Source organism: Synechococcus sp. HK01-R, assembly GCF_014217855.1.
Lineage (GTDB): Bacteria > Cyanobacteriota > Cyanobacteriia > PCC-6307 > Cyanobiaceae > Synechococcus_C.
Genome location: NZ_CP059059.1, coordinates 2,018,408 through 2,032,944, shown reverse-complemented (window position 1 = coordinate 2,032,944; position 14,537 = coordinate 2,018,408). Strand labels below are relative to the sequence as shown.

Below are 14,537 nucleotides of genomic sequence, written 5' to 3'. Positions count from 1 at the left end.
CTGCGATGTCTGCTCCAGCTCGCCCCTGTTGCCTGGGCCTGAAGCGCTTTGCGCTGTCATTCGTTGTTTTGCTGTTCGGAGTGCTCTTGCTCGTACCGGTTCGTCCTGTTCAGGCGATCACGGCTCCGGAGCTCCGCGGTCAGCGGGCCGTCCAGGAAATCGTGCCTGATATGCATGGCCTGGATCTCAAGGAGAAGGAATTCCTCAAGGCTGATCTGCAGGGAGTCAATCTTTCTGACAGTGATCTCAGGGGCGCTGTGATCAACACCTCCCTGCTTCAGGGGGCCGATCTTCAGGGGGCTGATTTGTCCGATGTGGTCGCTTTTGCAAGCCGTTTCGATGCCGCTGATCTCTCCAATGCGGTCTTGACGAACGCCATGCTCATGCAGAGCCGCTTCACGGATGCTCGGATTGAAGGTGCCGATTTCACAGATGCTGTGATTGACCTTCCCCAGCTCAAGGCCCTCTGCTCTAGGGCGAGCGGTGTGAATGAACGCACGGGTGTGAGCACCCGTGACAGCTTGGGTTGCCGCTGATGGCGCGCTTACCGGTCACAGTGATCACAGGCTTTCTCGGTGCGGGAAAGACCACTCTTTTGCGTCATCTGCTCTCCCACAGTGGTCAGCGGCTCGCGGTGATGGTGAACGAGTTCGGCACCGTCGGCCTCGATGGCGATCTCATTCGCAGCTGCGGTTTCTGTCCGGAGGATGAGCTGGCAGGTCGTTTGGTCGAGCTCAATAACGGTTGTCTGTGCTGCACGGTGCAAGACGATTTCTTGCCGACGATGGAGCTCTTGCTGGCCCGAGCCGAGAGCCTGGATGGGATCGTCGTGGAAACCAGTGGTCTTGCCTTGCCAAGACCTCTGCTACAGGCGCTGGCTTGGCCAGAAGTCCGTTCCCGCGTGGTCGTGAACGGTGTGGTCACGGTGGTCGACGGCGAGGCTCTTGCGGCTGGTAGTCCCGTTGGGGATCCCGAGGCTCTGGAACGTCAGCGCGAGGAGGATCCCAGCCTCGACCACTTGAGTTCGATCGAGGAGTTGTTCAACGATCAGCTCCAGGCGGCTGATCAGGTGCTGATCAGTCGAGCCGATCGCCTTGAGGCCTCCCGACTTGACGAGCTCCAAACCGAACTCGGCCAGCGGGTACGTCCGGGTACGGCTCTGATGGCGATGCAGCGCGGGGAGGTTGACCCGGCCCTCGTGCTCGGAGCACGTCTGGAGGGCTCGGATGTCCTTGGGCACGATTCCCATAGTCAGGCCCACAGTCAGACCCACGGTCATGACCATGAGCATGAGCATGAGCATGAGCATGAGCATGAGCACGACCATCACGATCACAGCCACGTGGAGGTGGTCAGTGGCACGGTTCGATTCGAGGGTCAGGTCTCGAGGGACGATCTAGAACAGCGGTTACCGTCCTTTGTTCGCAACCATCGGGTTGTTCGCCTCAAGGGAAGGATCTGGTTGCCGGGTAAGAACCTCCCCCTTCAGGTCCAGATGGTCGGCCCAAGGATCGACAGCTGGTTTGAAGCTGCCCCCTCACAGGCTTGGAGACCGCCCTCCGGTGCCGGGGTGGATCTGGTCTTGATCGGTTTCGAGCCCGAGGCAGCTGAGCTGCTCAGTGCTGAGCTTCAGGTGTGATGGCCACGGGGCACCGGGCGCTTTCGATCAGTCTCGGACCACCAGCTGTCGGGTACCCGTGCGTCGAATCAGCTCGGAGAGTTCAAGGATGTCCTTGCGATGGATCAGGCCAATGCATCCGAGGGTTCCGCTCTGGGAATTTCGGCCAGCGCTCGGATCCTGATGGATTCCCAGTACCCTTCGCCCGGTGCTGAAGCTGGGTTCGATGCTGATCCAGATGGGTCCGAGTTCCGGATAGGCCCCGGCGGCTAGTGGTTCCACGGCTCCGAGGGTGTAGTGGCCACGCGGTAGCGGAGCCCGACTGCCCATTTGATCGCGATTCGCCTGTTGGCGATTGGCACGGCCGCTGACGGCTGGATAGTGGTGTGGACGTTGTCCTGGGATTTCCAGACGCAGGTCCCAGATCGGGTCACCGGTGGACCGAATCGAGCGGTCGGTGCGCTCTAAAACCAGGACGGACTCTTTTCGCTCCTGGAGGAAGGCCAGCCATTGGTCTGGGCTGCTGGGAGCAGTCGTTGACTTCGTTGTCCAGTCCGGTCGGCTTGGATCTTCTTTGTTCAGACGTCCCATGCCCAGGACCTGGTTGTCCTGAAGGCTGTCCATTTCGGCAGCGTTGACTTGCGGTGCGACGAGCGCGCAGCCCATGAGCAGGATCAGCGGAGCTTGGATCCGTTGCAGCAGCATCGCCGAGGCAGCAGGGGATGCCGAAACTACGGATTGTTTTTAACGCTCCAGAGAGGAAAAGCCAGTTCCTTGTCCGACCCTGGGTCTTAGGGGTCTCGCCAGTCGAGTCCTGGTAGTCCGTTGAGAATCGCTGCCGTATGTCTGCGATAGGTCCCGTAGTCAGGATGCAGGGCGATCAGACTCCGCTCCTCCCGTCGCGCCTTCCCCGCCAGAACAGCCGCCAGCAGCACAAGCAGGAACAGGTGTAGGGGACTCCATCGCAAGATCACCACTCCCGCGGCACTCAGGAGGAGTGCTTGATAGAGCGGATGGCGACAGCGCTGGTAGGCCCCTGTTGTGATCAGAGTTGCCCCTTGCTTCGGTTCCGGTAGTGGCGACAGGCTGGCTCCAAGGCTCAGCAACGACTGAAGCGCCATCACCAGTCCGCTCATCAGCATTCCGCCTCCCAAGACGGCCCGAGACCACGCCCCCGTGCTGCTCTCCCATGCAGCCTGGTGAGGCCAGCTTGGAAGCAGCAGCAGGGCCAGGATCAGCAGGAGCTGTGCCATGAGCCACCATTCCCCCTGGCTGTTCTTCAACAGGCTTTCCCAGCTGAGGTTCCAGCCCTTCCAAGCCCCTTTCAAGTTTCGCTCCTTTTGGGCCATGGCTGGCTCTCCGATCAATCGAGGGGCAGATTCCCACGGGCACAGATCCCATCCCAACAAAGGGTTCGCTCTGCCACCCAACGGGCTTCGACGGGCTGCCAGCCTGCCTTGCTGGAATCCCTCAGGCGCATCCGACCGCTGCCGTCATGTCGAAAATGCAGCTGGCGATCGGGAAGGTCTAGCCACCATTCTTCGCCGATCCGGACCACCCGCATCTGACAGGTCTGCCAGCCTCCGCCATTGCGGTTGCATTCCAAGTCGATCCGCAGCGGTGCAGGGTTGGCGGCCCTGGCCCCCCTGGGAATGCCAGCGACCGTGACCAGGGCCATCAGCCCAGCGACCAGGAATCCCTGTCGGCCCAATGCAACGGGCCGTTTGGCTGAGAGCAGCTGTGGCACACCATGGCATCGACCCTTTCTTCAACGTGCCCAGAGCCTTCCGGGATGGGTGCCTCGGCCTGTCAAGATTTAACAATCCCCGCCCGGAGCTCGTGCCGCGTTATCAAGCCCGCGTTTTGGTGAATCTGCGACCTTCGGTCCTCGATCCGGCCGGAGAGGCCACGCGAGCCGCCGCGGCTCGTCTCGGGGTCGACGGTGTGACCCGTCTCAGGATTGGGAAGGCGGTGGAGCTTGAGCTTGAGGCTCCTGATGAAGCGGAAGCGCGTCGACGTCTGGAGCTCCTCAGTGATCGCCTCCTGGCCAACCCTGTGATCGAGAACTGGAGCCTGGAGCTGCAGGAGTCATGAGCATTGGTGTGGTGATTTTTCCCGGTTCCAATTGCGACCGGGACGTGCGCTGGGCGACGGAGGGATGCTTAGGCTTGCCCACACGCTTCCTCTGGCATGAGGAACGGGACTTGAGCGGACTGGACGCTGTGGTGCTTCCAGGTGGATTCAGCTACGGCGACTACCTGCGATGCGGGGCGATTGCTCGCTTTGCTCCGGTGCTGCAGTCCCTGGTGGATTTTGCAGCCGGCGGCGGTCGTGTGTTGGGCATTTGCAATGGCTTTCAGGTCCTCACCGAACTCGGTTTGTTGCCTGGTGCGTTGACTCGTAATCGGAACTTGCACTTCATCTGCGAGGACGCCGCTCTTCAGGTGGCCAGTTCCCGCACTCCTTGGTTGTCTGATCAGGTGGCTGGTGGTCAGATCACGCTCCCGATCGCCCATGGAGAGGGTCGCTATCAATGCAGCGACGAGACCTTGAAGCAGCTCCAGGATGACGATGCGATCGCTCTGCGCTACGTCGCCAATCCCAACGGGTCTGTGGACAATATTGCTGGTATCACCAATGCCAAGGGCAATGTTTTGGGTCTGATGCCCCATCCCGAGCGGGCCTGCGATCCCGTCACTGGCGGTGTTGACGGGCGCGCGTTGCTGAAGGCCTTGATCGGGTGATGGGCTTCGCCTGAATCGTGATGGGGATTGGGCGTCGCCGTGTTCTAACCAGCGGTCTCCTCAGTTTGCTGGGGGCTCTGCTGCCTGGCGTCTCCCAGGCGGCGTCCCCCAGGGCTCAAGGCACAGCCCTGTCTCTCCCACCCCCTTTGCGGCGCGGCTCTCGGTTGCGGGCGGTGAATCCAGGCACCTGGATTTCCCCTGATACGGATTTCACGCAGCTTCGCCAACGTTGTGCTGCGGAGGGCTGGATCTTGGAGATTCCCGACACGATCTGGCGACAGTGGCAGTGGTTCTCCGGGACTGATGGTCAGCGCGTCGGTGAATTGGAAGAGGCCTGGGCAGACCCGACCCTCGATGGGCTGATTGTGGTGGGGGGGGGCTGGGGGGCTGCCCGGGTGCTTGAGGCTGGTTTCCGTTTTCCCCGTCGGTCCCTCTGGACCCTTGGTTTTTCCGATACCAGCTCTCTGTTGCTCGCGCAGTGGGCGTCGGGATCGTTGGGGGCGATCCATGGCTCCTCCGGTGGCCCTGATGACCAGTGGCAGCGCACTGTTTCACTGCTCAGTGGTCGTCCTGTGGCTCCCTTGTCTGGGCGGGCCGTTCGTTCCGGTTTGGCGCAGGGTCCGCTTGTGGTGACCAATCTCACAGTGGCGACCCACCTGATTGGCACTCCCTGGCTTCCTTCCCTGAAGGGGGCCATCTTGGTGCTGGAAGACGTCGGCGAAGCGCCCTACCGAGTGGACCGAATGCTGACCCAGTGGCGCAGCGCAGGCCTACTGCAGCACTTGGCAGGGGTGGCCTGCGGTCGCTTCAGCTGGGCTGAAAACGACATCCTTCCCGGTGATTTCACGATTGAGGAGATCCTTGAGGAACGCCTGGGCGATCTGGGCATTCCCTTGGTGCTGAATCTGCCGCTGGGCCATGGTCGCCCCAACCAAGCCTTGCCTCTGGGAGCTCAGGCACAGCTGGATGGCCAGCGCGGCCGTCTCAGCCTGATTCCCTGATCTGCGAAGGCAACGCTGGTGCTTCGCGGGCTTTGCCGCTAGCGATGGTGACAGCAGCTCTAAGTCGTGGCCGACCTCACCATCGCGAACACGGTGTCTGATCTGATCCAGGGCGATGTTCGGGAGCATCTTCCCCTGGAACGGATTCCCCTTCAGGGCGACGTGCTGGGTCTGGGGACCACCTCCAGCCTGGAGAACGGAGAACTCACCTTTCTTCGCAACGCCTCCGGGAACTCGGACATCTGGCGCTGCCTCGCTCACAACGGGAGCCTCATCCGGCTGCAACCGGGCGACGGCAGCGGACATTTCCCTTACGTCTGCTTCACGGGAGATGTGACGGCCCTGCGTCGCCCTGTGGAGCTGGGTCCGCTTCAACAGATGAAGCATCGGCCGATCCAAGAGGTGATCAGCACCGCGATCGAACAGGAACGCCAGCGCGGGGCCCTGGAAGAGGCACCCATTTACGGCATCCGACTGCTGGCCCACTGGGACGAGCTGGTGATCACCGTCGCTTCGAAACTCTGCATGGGGCAACAACGACGCAACCAAGGGTTCTCGAGTGAATCAGACGACGGCAGCCAAGCTGAAATGAGCCTCTACGACATGCTCCAGCACTACCGTCTGGCGCCGCTCCCACCTGAGCAACCCGACGGTCCCATCCGTTATCTCGGCAAGTCGATGCAATGGGATTGCTGTGGGTTCTTCGATCGTGAGCCGGAACGGGGGCGCGTCACCGTGCCCAAAGCCGGCGATCATCTGCATCTGCACGGCTGCAGCACCGATCTGGCCTATGGGGGGCATGTTCTACACGATCACCCCAACACCCGCCTCGGGAGCATCGAACAGCTGGTGCTTTACCCGCTGCAGACGATTGAATCGCTCTGCAGTGATCTCGCCATCAACCAACTCAGTTATGCAGAGGGCCAGATCCACTTCAGCGTCACCAATGCGGGTGCCCTTGATGTGAGCGATGTGGGGGTGGCTGTGGTCGTCAACGACCGCTTCAGTGATCACCGCTATCTCCAGATTCCCTGGATGGATGCCGGAGCCAGCGAGAGCTACAGCCTGCCCTGGCCGCTCCCCCCCGGGCAGCACTCGATCGCGGTGGTCGCCGACCCCCAGGAGCTGGTCATCGAACCCCAGAGCCGACGCCAGAACAATCGGATGGATCTGACGGTCACGATTCCCTAAGCAAGCCAGGTTCAACAAGGAACGTCAACCACGCCACAAAAAAAGGGGGGCCTTTCGCCCCCCCCTTCATTGATCTTTCGATCGTGATGATCAGGCTGCAACTGCAGTCTTGGGGTCCAGTTCGCCCTTGGCATACAGGCCGGCGTAGTAGTTGATGTCGCGCTGCTTGATCTTGCTGGCGTTACCGGCAGCCCAGAACTGCTGATAGCGGTCAAGGCAGACCTGCTTCATGTACTTGCGAGCCGGCTTGTTGAAGTGACGGGGGTCGAAGTTGGCGGGATCCGCGGCAGCTGCTTCGCGAACAGCGGCGGTGAAGGCAAGGCGGTTATCGGTGTCGATGTTGACCTTGCGCACACCATTGCGGATACCTTCCTGGATCTCCTCGACGGGAACGCCGTAGGTCTCAGGGATCTGACCGCCGTACTTGTTAATCATCTCCAGCCATTCCTGGGGAACGGAGGAGGAGCCATGCATCACCAGGTGGGTGTTGGGGATGGCTTTGTGGATTTCAGCAATGCGGCTGATGGCCAGCACTTCACCGGTGGGCTTGCGGGTGAACTTGTAGGCGCCGTGGCTAGTGCCGATGGCAATCGCCAGGGCATCAACCTTCGTCTTGGCCACAAAGTCAGCGGCTTCTGCGGGATCGGTGAGGAGCTGATCCTTGGAGAGTTCACCCTCGAAACCATGGCCGTCCTCGGCTTCACCCTTGCCGGTTTCCAGGGAACCGAGGCAACCCAGCTCACCTTCAACGCTCACGCCGATGGCGTGGGCCACGTCCACCACTTCCTTGGTCACAGCCACGTTGTAGTCGTAGCTGGCAGGAGTCTTGGCATCGGCTTCCAGGGAACCATCCATCATCACGGAGGTGAAGCCGTTGGCGGCTGCTCCGTAGCAGGTGGCAGGGCTGTTGCCGTGGTCCTGGTGCATCACCACCGGAATGTCCGGATAGGTTTCAACGGCGGCCAGGATCAGGTGGCGCAGGAAGTTCTCACCGGCATAGGTGCGAGCGCCGCGGGAGGCCTGCAGGATCACCGGGGAATCGGTCTCGTGGGCCGCTTCCATGATCGACTGGACCTGCTCCAAATTGTTCACGTTGAAGGCAGGGATGCCGTAGCCGTTTTCGGCGGCGTGATCAAGAAGAAGCCGAAGCGGAACGAGCGCCATGGTGAAGTCCTCGGTGGTGAAACGTCGTAGTGACGAATGGGGGCGAATCTACCGGATCTGCCCCTCAGGATTCCGTGTTGGCAAGCTCCATCCTTCATGGGATTCCTGGCAGCGGTCGCAGGCCAGCTGACTTAGGAGGCCTTCGGTCAGTCCAGGCACCATCGGCTGTCCGCTGAGAATGCTTTGGGCCCACCATTGCTGCAATCGCGCCACAGGAGCGATGCGTCCATCGCTCCAGGTAGTAGGGAAGAGCAGGTCGGCATCGGCCTGGACACTCCGGGGTTCCTCATGGCCCTGCGCAATCCAGAGACCGAAACCATGCACATAGTCCTTCTGGTTATCGCTGCCCAGCTTCAAGCTTCCTTGTGAGCCATGGATTTCCAGCCAACAACCACGGCCATTCCGTGCCACGGAGGCCAAGCTCACCTGGGCTGGAACAAGGCCTGAGCCATCGTGCCGCTGCAGCTGGGCCTGGATGAGAGCCACATCCTCTGCATCGACAGGGGTCATCTGGCCATCGGTGTTGGGGCGTTCGCGAATGGCGGTGTGATGGAGAGCATGCAGGTTTTCGATCGGCCCGACCATCCAGGCCAGCATGTCGAAGGCATGGGTGCCGAGGGCTCCGATCACCCCACCCCCCTGGCGGCGGCTGGAATACCAACTCCACGGCCGCTCTGGATTCGCCCTGCTGCTCATCAGCCAGTCGAGCTTCACCAGCCAGGGGGTTCCGATCGTGCCCTGGGCCAGCAGACGAGCTGCCTGCATGAACAAAGGGACGGCTCTGTATTCGAAATCGACGGCCACACTCAGGCGTTGGGCCATAGCGAGTCGCTGCAGATCTGCCACCTGCTCAGCGCAGAGCCCAACCGGTTTTTCCAGCAAAAGATGCTTGCCCGCCTCGAGGGCGCGTCGGGCAAGATCAACCCTCGGTTCCGGCGGGGTGGCAATCACGATCGCCTCAACGGCGGGATCGGCCAGCAGGCCATCCCAGTCTTGATAACCCTTCAGTCCAGTGGTTGCAGTCGCTTGGTTGAGCCGATCCGCTCGAGGATGCCAGAGGGCAACGGGCTTGAGTTCCTGAACGGCCTCAAGGGCTTTCAGGTGGACGATTTCACCGAAACCAAGACCGGCGATGGCGACACCGATGGGACGGTTGGATCTGCTTTGCATGGGGACTGTTCAGGCGAGGTCAGCGCTGCAAACCGCATCGATCACGCTGCTGATCAATGCATCCTGCCCGGCAGCTTCCCACTGAGCCCCCCAGCGGGGAAGTCCATTGACCTGCTGGTCTCGATAGAGCTTCTGATCGCAATCAATCTGCATCACGTAGAGGCTCCCCAGGGGGCGGGCTTCAGGGTCGGTTTCCGGCGTAAATCGACTGAGCACAGACAGGGTTCCTTCGCGGGTGCGGCGCACGCTTCCGGCATCCCACCATTGCCGGCCTTCGGCGGTTGGAGGGACCTCTCGCCAGTCCACGGGGCCGGCCATGGCCGCATAGGGCTGCGCCAGCCCTGTCAGCAGGATCAGGATGCCGAGAAGCAGTCCGCGGACAAGTCGACGGCCCATTACCCGACCGCTTCGACGGGATGGCTTCCGTGGAGTCGAAGCAGCCGCACGAGCGTGCTCTTCAGCTGGGTGCGCGGAACGATCGTGTCGACGAATCCGTGCTCCTGCAGATATTCAGCCGTCTGGAAATTGTCAGGGAGCTTTTCGCGCAGGGTTTGTTCGATCACCCGGCGACCGGCGAAACCGATCAGCGCTTTCGGTTCCGCAAGGATGAGGTCGCCGAGCATGGCGAAGCTGGCTGTGACTCCACCCGTTGTGGGGTGCGTGAGCAGCGGCATGTAGAGGAGACCCTGCTCACGGTGACGCTCCAGAGCCCCGGAGATTTTCGCCATCTGCATCAGGCTGAGCATGCCTTCCTGCATGCGCGCGCCGCCGGAGGCACACACAATCAGGAGAGGTAGTCGCTGTTCCGTGGCTCTCTCCACCAGTCGGGTGATTTTTTCGCCGACCACGGAGCCCATGGAGCCCCCCATAAAGCGGAAATCCATCACCGCCAGGGCTAGCGGATGATTCTCCACACGACACAGGCCGGTGATCACGGCATCCCGCAATCCGGTTTTTGCCTGCATCTCTCGTAGACGGTCGGCATAGGCACGGCGATCTTTGAAGCCGAGCGGGTCGGTTGGCTCCAGGTCCCCATCCAGGGGCACGAAACTGCCTGGATCAGCGATGACTGCAATCCGCTCAGCACTGTCAATTCGGTTGTGATGCCCGCAGTTGCTGCAGACACTCGCATTGGCGAGTAGATCCTTGCGGTAGACCACCTGGGAACATTCCGGGCACTTGCTCCAGAGACCATCTCCCTCCTCAGGCTCCTGGGTCAGCTTGACCACGGGCTGACCTTTTCGGCGATCGGCAAACCAGTCGAACAGCGACACGCAATTCTTCCTTCTGATGACTATTTAAAGCCCATCAGGCCACTCCAATCAGCCTGATCCAGTTCTGCCACCACCAGATCGGGCCTGTGAGCCACACCAACCAGATGCCCAGGGCGATGAACGGACCGAAGGGGAAGGGCTGTCGTGGCCCCAGTCTTCCGCTGAGTCGGCCCATCAAACCAATGATCGCTCCGCTGCAAACGGCAAGGGCCATGGCAGCTGCGATCCCGGCTGGTCCCAGCCAGGCACCTCCCATGGCCGCGAGTTTCGCATCGCCAAGTCCGAGAGCTGGCTGGCCAAGGATTTTCTCTCCAAGGGCGCTGAGGGCTTCCATCCCCAGCAGGGCAGCGGCGGCGGCCAGCAGATGGGGCAGCAGCTGAGATGGAGCGCTCAGCATCACAATCAGCCCCAGCAAGACTCCGGCACGGCAGAGGGGTTCGGGCAACCAGAGGTGGTCGCAATCGATCAGCAGCAGAACCAGCAGGAGGCTCACCAGCACCACTCCGGCCACAAGGGAAAGCCCTGCCGCGGCTTCGGCTCCCAATCGGGATTGATCGACGGGCAAGCCTCGTGCCCACGCGGCGCTGACCCAGAGGCCACTGCTCAGGGCTTCAACCAGCGGATAACGGGTCGGAATTGTCCAGCCACAGTCGCGGCAACGACCCGCGAGCCAAAGCCACCCCAGCACCGGCAGGTTGTCATGCCAACGCACGGAATGACCACAACTCGGGCAATGGCTCCCCGGGTGGACCACTGATTCGTGTCGTGGGAGCCTCCATGCCACCACGTTGAGAAAACTGCCGATGCAGGCCCCCAGTAGGGCCAGGGGCACCACCACGACAGCAGCCATCAGCGAGCCATGGAGCGACGGGACCGGTTGCGAAGCAGCGCTGTGGAGAGGAATTCTTCCTCTGGCAGCAGTGTGGGCATCTCAAAAACCACCCGACCCTCGCCGCTCTTCTGACAGACCACAACGCCGCTGGGTTCCTGCGTACGCGTCGCCTCGCTGAGATAGCGGAAATAGATCCGACGAGCCCGGGCGATGAGCTCCTGACTGTTGACCCGATCCCAACGCGGTGAGACACCGGCACCATTGCCGGCTCCATGGATCACGAACGATGGGGATGAAACGGAAATGGGCCCACCTGATTACTCAGATGAGCCCACGATAGATCTTCCGTTGGAAAAAGATCAGGAGAGCTTCTGCTTCTCCTCAATCATGCGATGAATGATCGGGGTGAGGATCAGCTCCATGGCAAAACCCATCTTGCCGCCATTGACAACGATGCTGGTAGGGCTGGACATGAATGAATCGTGGATCATGCTCAGCAGGTAAGCGAAGTCAATTCCCCACTTTTCACGTGCTCCTTTACGGAAGTGAATGATCACAAAGCTCTCATCCGGCGTTGGGATATTGCGGCAGATGAAAGGGTTGGAGGTGTCAACGGTCGGCACCCGCTGGAAGTTGATGTCGGTGCGGCTGAACTGGGGACAGATGTGATTAATGTAGTCGGGCATCCGGCGCAGGATCGTATCGACGATCGCTTCGGCGGAATAGCCACGCTCGGCGTTGTCACGGTGGATTTTCTGAATCCATTCGAGGTTGGTGATGGGCACCACGCCCACCAGCAGGTCGGCAAGGGCAGCCACGTCGTAGCCATCGCCCTGCACACCACCATGCAGACCCTCGTAGAAGAGCAGGTCAGTGCCGCTGGGGATGTTTTCCCAGGGGGTGAACTGGCCGGGGCCAAGATCGGTGCCTAAACGGGCGTTGTGCTCAGCGGCCTCTTCAGGGCTGTGCAGGTAGTAGCGCTTCTGGCCGCCACCGCTTTCGCCGTAAACGCGGAAGAGTTCCTCAAGCTTGTCGAAGAGGTTGGCCTCTGGACCGAAGTGGGAGAAGTTCTCACCCTTGGCCAGTGCTTCTGCCATGGCCTCCTTCATCGCCATCCGCTCGAAGCGGTGGTAGCTGTCACCCTCCACAACGGCAGGGGTGATGTTCTCCCTGGCAAAGATGTGTTCGAAGGCCCTTTTCACGGTGCTGGTTCCGGCACCGGAGGAACCCGTAACGGCGACAACGGGGTGACGCTTCGACATCGACGCAGGCAGAGCAGGCCCGAAGAGTTTGGCAGGTCAAGTGCCGATCCCGGTCGACGCAGTGCCGGGACCGGCAATGGCCCCCATGGTTCTCCTCAGGTGGAGAGATGGTTGAGCAATTGCTCGCCCATGGCTCGACAGCCAAGCATGGTGCAGCCCTCTGCCATCAGATCTCCGGTCCGGTAGCCCCCTGCCAAGACGCCATCCACGGCTTGTTCCAGGGCACTGGCGGCCGACTCCTCCCCGAGGCCGATGCGCAGCATCATGGCCGCCGATAGCACCATCGCCGTTGGGTTGGCTTTGTCCTGACCTGCGATATCCGGCGCGGAGCCATGCACAGGTTCGAACAGTCCAGGGCCTTCACTGCCAAGGGATGCGGAGGGCAGCATGCCGATGGAACCGGTGAGCATGGCGGCTTCGTCACTCAAAATGTCGCCGAAGAGATTGCCGGTGAGCACCACATCAAATTGACGTGGGGCCCGCACCAGTTGCATCGCAGCGTTGTCCACATACATGTGGCTCACCTCCACTGCTGGGTAGCTCGATGCCATCGCCTCCACGCGATCGCGCCAGAGCTGGCTCACGTCCAGCACATTGGCCTTGTCCACAGAACAAAGCTGACCACGGCGCTGAACAGCGAGCTCAAAGGCCACCTTGGCGATTCTGTCCACCTCGCCGCTCGAGTAGGTCATGGTGTTGAAACCGCGCTCCTCCCCATCAGCGCTGACTCGCCCCTTCGGCTGGCCGAAGTAAATGCCTCCGGTGAGTTCTCGCACCACCATCAGGTCGACCCCTTCGATCACCTCCGGCCGCAGAGTGCTGGCATCGATCAAAGCCGGAACGATTTTGACCGGACGCAGGTTGGCAAACAGTTCCATGCCGGACCGCAGCGCGAGCAGACCGCTTTCCGGTCGTTGTTGACGCGGCAGGCTGTCAAAGCGGGGGCTACCGATTGCAGCCAGAAGCACGGCATCTGCCCCTCGGCACGCGGTGAGCGTGCTTTCCGGGAGTGGCTCCCCGGTGGCATCGATCGCTGCACCGCCGATTGGCTGCTCCTCAAAGCTGATGGTGAAGTCGTGACGAGAGGCCACGGCGTCAAGCAGCGTGCGGGCCACAGCAGTGATTTCGGGTCCGATGCCGTCACCCGGCAGCAGAACGACGCGATGCTGGCGCATGGGCTTCAGGGATGAGGGCCGAAGCCAGCGAGGTTACTGAGGCGAACGCTCCGACTTGATCAGAGCATCCAGTTCTTTCCTCAGCTCTCTGAGTTGTTTGGCCATCTCCGGCAGCTTGCCGAAGGCGGCGGAGCACCGAAGCCAAAGGCGATTGGGAATCGCCGGATAGCCGCTCACCACCTCACCGGCAGCCACCTCGCCATGGATGCCGCTCTTGGAGCTGGCAATGGCACGGTCACCGATGACAGCCCTGTTGGCCACACCGACCTGGCCGGCAAGGATGACCCCATTCCCAAGCCGGGCTCCGCCAGCGATGCCGACCTGGGAGGCGAGGGCACAGCCCCGGCCCGTTTCGACGCCGTGGCCGATCTGCACCAGGTTGTCGATTTTGGTGCCAGCACCAATGCGGGTCTCCCCCACCGAGGGGCGATCGATCGTGCTGCCACACCCCACTTCAACGCCGTCCTCGAGCACCACCTGACCGGTCTGCGGCATCTTGCGCCAACCGTTGGCAGTCGGAACGAAACCGAAACCCTCCGAACCCACCACAGCATTGGAGTGCACCACGCATCGGGCCCCAAGCCTTGAGCCTGGATGCAGCACTGCGTTGGCGTGGAGTTCGCAATGGTCTCCCACTTCCACGTCGTCGTAGATCACCACCCCCGGGTGGATGACGCTGTGGTTTCCGATCCTGCTTCCGTCACTGATGCAGACCCTTGCCCCGATGGAGACGCCAGCACCAAGGCTGACCCGTTCACCGATCACCGCTGTGGGATGCACTCCCGCGAGGGGCCGTGGTCGTGGATGCAAAAGTTCCAGGGCCTCTGCAAAGGCCAGTCGGGGATCTTTGAACACCGCCCAGGCGGTGCCCCTTGCCTCGGCTCGTTGCACTAACTCGTCTTGATCGGGAAGCAGCAGGGCGCCAGCCTGGCTTGCTTCGAGGGCTTGCTCGAGCGCATTGCCCTTTTCGAGGAAGCTCATCTGGTCTGCCTTGGCTTTCTCCAGCGACGCCGCTGAACTGAGCCGGGGATCGCTCCCGAGGCCGTGGCGAAGCAGGCCGGCTTCGCCTTGCTGCAGCGCAGCAACCAACTGACTGAAATGCATCC

18 protein-coding genes are annotated in these 14,537 nt (G+C 61.6%); 6 read left to right on the top strand and 12 right to left on the bottom strand.

The annotated features are described in order from the left end of the window. The first annotated feature begins 5 nt into the window (after positions 1-5). Complete coding sequence (locus tag H0O21_RS10805) at positions 6-536, top strand: pentapeptide repeat-containing protein (RefSeq protein WP_131455385.1); 531 nt, start codon at positions 6-8, stop codon at positions 534-536. After that, positions 533-1,639, top strand: coding sequence for a cobalamin biosynthesis protein CobW (cobW, locus tag H0O21_RS10800; protein ID WP_185191005.1), 1,107 nt, complete (start codon positions 533-535; stop codon positions 1,637-1,639). The genes H0O21_RS10805 and cobW overlap by 4 nt, the downstream gene beginning before the upstream one ends. A gap of 27 nt (positions 1,640-1,666) precedes the next feature. Here cobW and H0O21_RS10795 read toward each other — a convergent pair whose 3' ends face one another. From H0O21_RS10795 to H0O21_RS10785, 3 genes are all read right to left on the bottom strand, one after another. Further along, positions 1,667-2,323 carry a L,D-transpeptidase gene (locus tag H0O21_RS10795; RefSeq protein ID WP_370523045.1) on the bottom strand — a complete coding sequence of 219 codons (657 nt, stop codon included), beginning with the start codon at positions 2,321-2,323 and terminating at the stop codon, positions 1,667-1,669. Positions 2,324-2,409: 86 nt separating this feature from the next. Further along, positions 2,410-2,871 carry an isoprenylcysteine carboxylmethyltransferase family protein gene (locus tag H0O21_RS10790; RefSeq protein WP_370523043.1) on the bottom strand — a complete coding sequence of 154 codons (462 nt, stop codon included), beginning with the start codon at positions 2,869-2,871 and terminating at the stop codon, positions 2,410-2,412. A gap of 110 nt (positions 2,872-2,981) precedes the next feature. Further along, positions 2,982-3,365 carry a hypothetical protein gene (locus tag H0O21_RS10785; protein ID WP_255441005.1) on the bottom strand — a complete coding sequence of 128 codons (384 nt, stop codon included), beginning with the start codon at positions 3,363-3,365 and terminating at the stop codon, positions 2,982-2,984. Between the two features lie 92 nt (positions 3,366-3,457). Here H0O21_RS10785 and purS point away from each other — a divergent pair, with 92 nt between their 5' ends. From purS to H0O21_RS10765, 4 genes are all read left to right on the top strand, one after another. Then, positions 3,458-3,712 (top strand): phosphoribosylformylglycinamidine synthase subunit PurS, encoded by a 255-nt coding sequence (gene purS, locus H0O21_RS10780; RefSeq protein WP_131455382.1) that lies wholly within the window; start codon positions 3,458-3,460, stop codon positions 3,710-3,712. Continuing rightward, complete coding sequence (gene purQ, locus H0O21_RS10775; protein WP_185189669.1) at positions 3,709-4,362, top strand: phosphoribosylformylglycinamidine synthase subunit PurQ; 654 nt, start codon at positions 3,709-3,711, stop codon at positions 4,360-4,362. The genes purS and purQ overlap by 4 nt, the downstream gene beginning before the upstream one ends. Positions 4,363-4,382: 20 nt before the next feature. Further along, the gene (locus H0O21_RS10770) at positions 4,383-5,363 is read left to right on the top strand and encodes an LD-carboxypeptidase (protein WP_185189668.1); all 981 of its coding nucleotides are present in this window, start codon (positions 4,383-4,385) and stop codon (positions 5,361-5,363) included. 66 nt (positions 5,364-5,429) lie between these two features. Further along, entirely contained in the window at positions 5,430-6,554 is a 1,125-nt protein-coding gene (locus H0O21_RS10765; protein ID WP_185189667.1) for a CARDB domain-containing protein, read from the top strand. Positions 6,555-6,644: 90 nt separating this feature from the next. Here H0O21_RS10765 and fba read toward each other — a convergent pair whose 3' ends face one another. The 9 genes from fba to lpxD all read right to left on the bottom strand — a co-directional run bounded on the left by fba (position 6,645) and on the right by lpxD (position 14,535). Continuing rightward, entirely contained in the window at positions 6,645-7,718 is a 1,074-nt protein-coding gene (gene fba, locus H0O21_RS10760) for a class II fructose-bisphosphate aldolase (RefSeq protein ID WP_131455378.1), read from the bottom strand. Positions 7,719-7,766: 48 nt separating this feature from the next. After that, a complete protein-coding gene (locus H0O21_RS10755) occupies positions 7,767-8,888 on the bottom strand; it encodes a Gfo/Idh/MocA family protein (RefSeq protein ID WP_185189666.1) in 1,122 nt (373 codons plus the stop codon). A 9-nt stretch (positions 8,889-8,897) separates the two neighbouring features. Next, positions 8,898-9,284 carry a hypothetical protein gene (locus H0O21_RS10750; protein ID WP_255441004.1) on the bottom strand — a complete coding sequence of 129 codons (387 nt, stop codon included), beginning with the start codon at positions 9,282-9,284 and terminating at the stop codon, positions 8,898-8,900. Further along, complete coding sequence (gene accD, locus H0O21_RS10745; protein ID WP_131455376.1) at positions 9,284-10,162, bottom strand: acetyl-CoA carboxylase, carboxyltransferase subunit beta; 879 nt, start codon at positions 10,160-10,162, stop codon at positions 9,284-9,286. The genes H0O21_RS10750 and accD overlap by 1 nt, the downstream gene beginning before the upstream one ends. A 34-nt stretch (positions 10,163-10,196) precedes the next feature. Continuing rightward, entirely contained in the window at positions 10,197-11,012 is an 816-nt protein-coding gene (locus tag H0O21_RS10740) for an A24 family peptidase (protein WP_185189665.1), read from the bottom strand. Then, a complete protein-coding gene (locus tag H0O21_RS10735) occupies positions 11,012-11,275 on the bottom strand; it encodes a hypothetical protein (protein ID WP_255441003.1) in 264 nt (87 codons plus the stop codon). Before H0O21_RS10735 ends, H0O21_RS10740 begins: the two co-directional genes overlap by 1 nt. A 78-nt stretch (positions 11,276-11,353) precedes the next feature. Continuing rightward, the gene (locus tag H0O21_RS10730) at positions 11,354-12,256 is read right to left on the bottom strand and encodes a phosphoribulokinase (RefSeq protein WP_131455373.1); all 903 of its coding nucleotides are present in this window, start codon (positions 12,254-12,256) and stop codon (positions 11,354-11,356) included. A 95-nt stretch (positions 12,257-12,351) separates the two neighbouring features. Then, positions 12,352-13,431: a 3-isopropylmalate dehydrogenase gene (gene leuB / locus H0O21_RS10725; protein ID WP_185189664.1), complete on the bottom strand. Its 1,080-nt coding sequence runs from the start codon at positions 13,429-13,431 to the stop codon at positions 12,352-12,354. A gap of 33 nt (positions 13,432-13,464) precedes the next feature. After that, positions 13,465-14,535, bottom strand: a complete 1,071-nt coding sequence (lpxD, locus tag H0O21_RS10720) for a UDP-3-O-(3-hydroxymyristoyl)glucosamine N-acyltransferase (RefSeq protein ID WP_185189663.1) — start codon at positions 14,533-14,535, stop codon at positions 13,465-13,467. Positions 14,536-14,537 lie beyond the last annotated feature (2 nt).

Excerpts from the sequence above, each read along its gene's own strand:
- H0O21_RS10805 (WP_131455385.1), top strand. The coding sequence starts at position 6 with ATGTCTGCTCCAGCTCGCCCCTGTTGCCTGGGCCTGAAGCGCTTTGCG.
- H0O21_RS10795 (WP_370523045.1), bottom strand. The coding sequence starts at position 2,323 with ATGCTGCTGCAACGGATCCAAGCTCCGCTGATCCTGCTCATGGGCTGC.
- H0O21_RS10790 (WP_370523043.1), bottom strand. The coding sequence starts at position 2,871 with ATGGCACAGCTCCTGCTGATCCTGGCCCTGCTGCTGCTTCCAAGCTGG.
- purQ (WP_185189669.1), top strand. The coding sequence starts at position 3,709 with ATGAGCATTGGTGTGGTGATTTTTCCCGGTTCCAATTGCGACCGGGAC.
- H0O21_RS10770 (WP_185189668.1), top strand. The coding sequence starts at position 4,383 with ATGGGGATTGGGCGTCGCCGTGTTCTAACCAGCGGTCTCCTCAGTTTG.
- fba (WP_131455378.1), bottom strand. The coding sequence starts at position 7,718 with ATGGCGCTCGTTCCGCTTCGGCTTCTTCTTGATCACGCCGCCGAAAAC.
- H0O21_RS10755 (WP_185189666.1), bottom strand. The coding sequence starts at position 8,888 with ATGCAAAGCAGATCCAACCGTCCCATCGGTGTCGCCATCGCCGGTCTT.
- H0O21_RS10750 (WP_255441004.1), bottom strand. The coding sequence starts at position 9,284 with ATGGGCCGTCGACTTGTCCGCGGACTGCTTCTCGGCATCCTGATCCTG.
- H0O21_RS10740 (WP_185189665.1), bottom strand. The coding sequence starts at position 11,012 with ATGGCTGCTGTCGTGGTGGTGCCCCTGGCCCTACTGGGGGCCTGCATC.
- H0O21_RS10730 (WP_131455373.1), bottom strand. The coding sequence starts at position 12,256 with ATGTCGAAGCGTCACCCCGTTGTCGCCGTTACGGGTTCCTCCGGTGCC.
- leuB (WP_185189664.1), bottom strand. The coding sequence starts at position 13,431 with ATGCGCCAGCATCGCGTCGTTCTGCTGCCGGGTGACGGCATCGGACCC.
- lpxD (WP_185189663.1), bottom strand. The coding sequence starts at position 14,535 with ATGCATTTCAGTCAGTTGGTTGCTGCGCTGCAGCAAGGCGAAGCCGGC.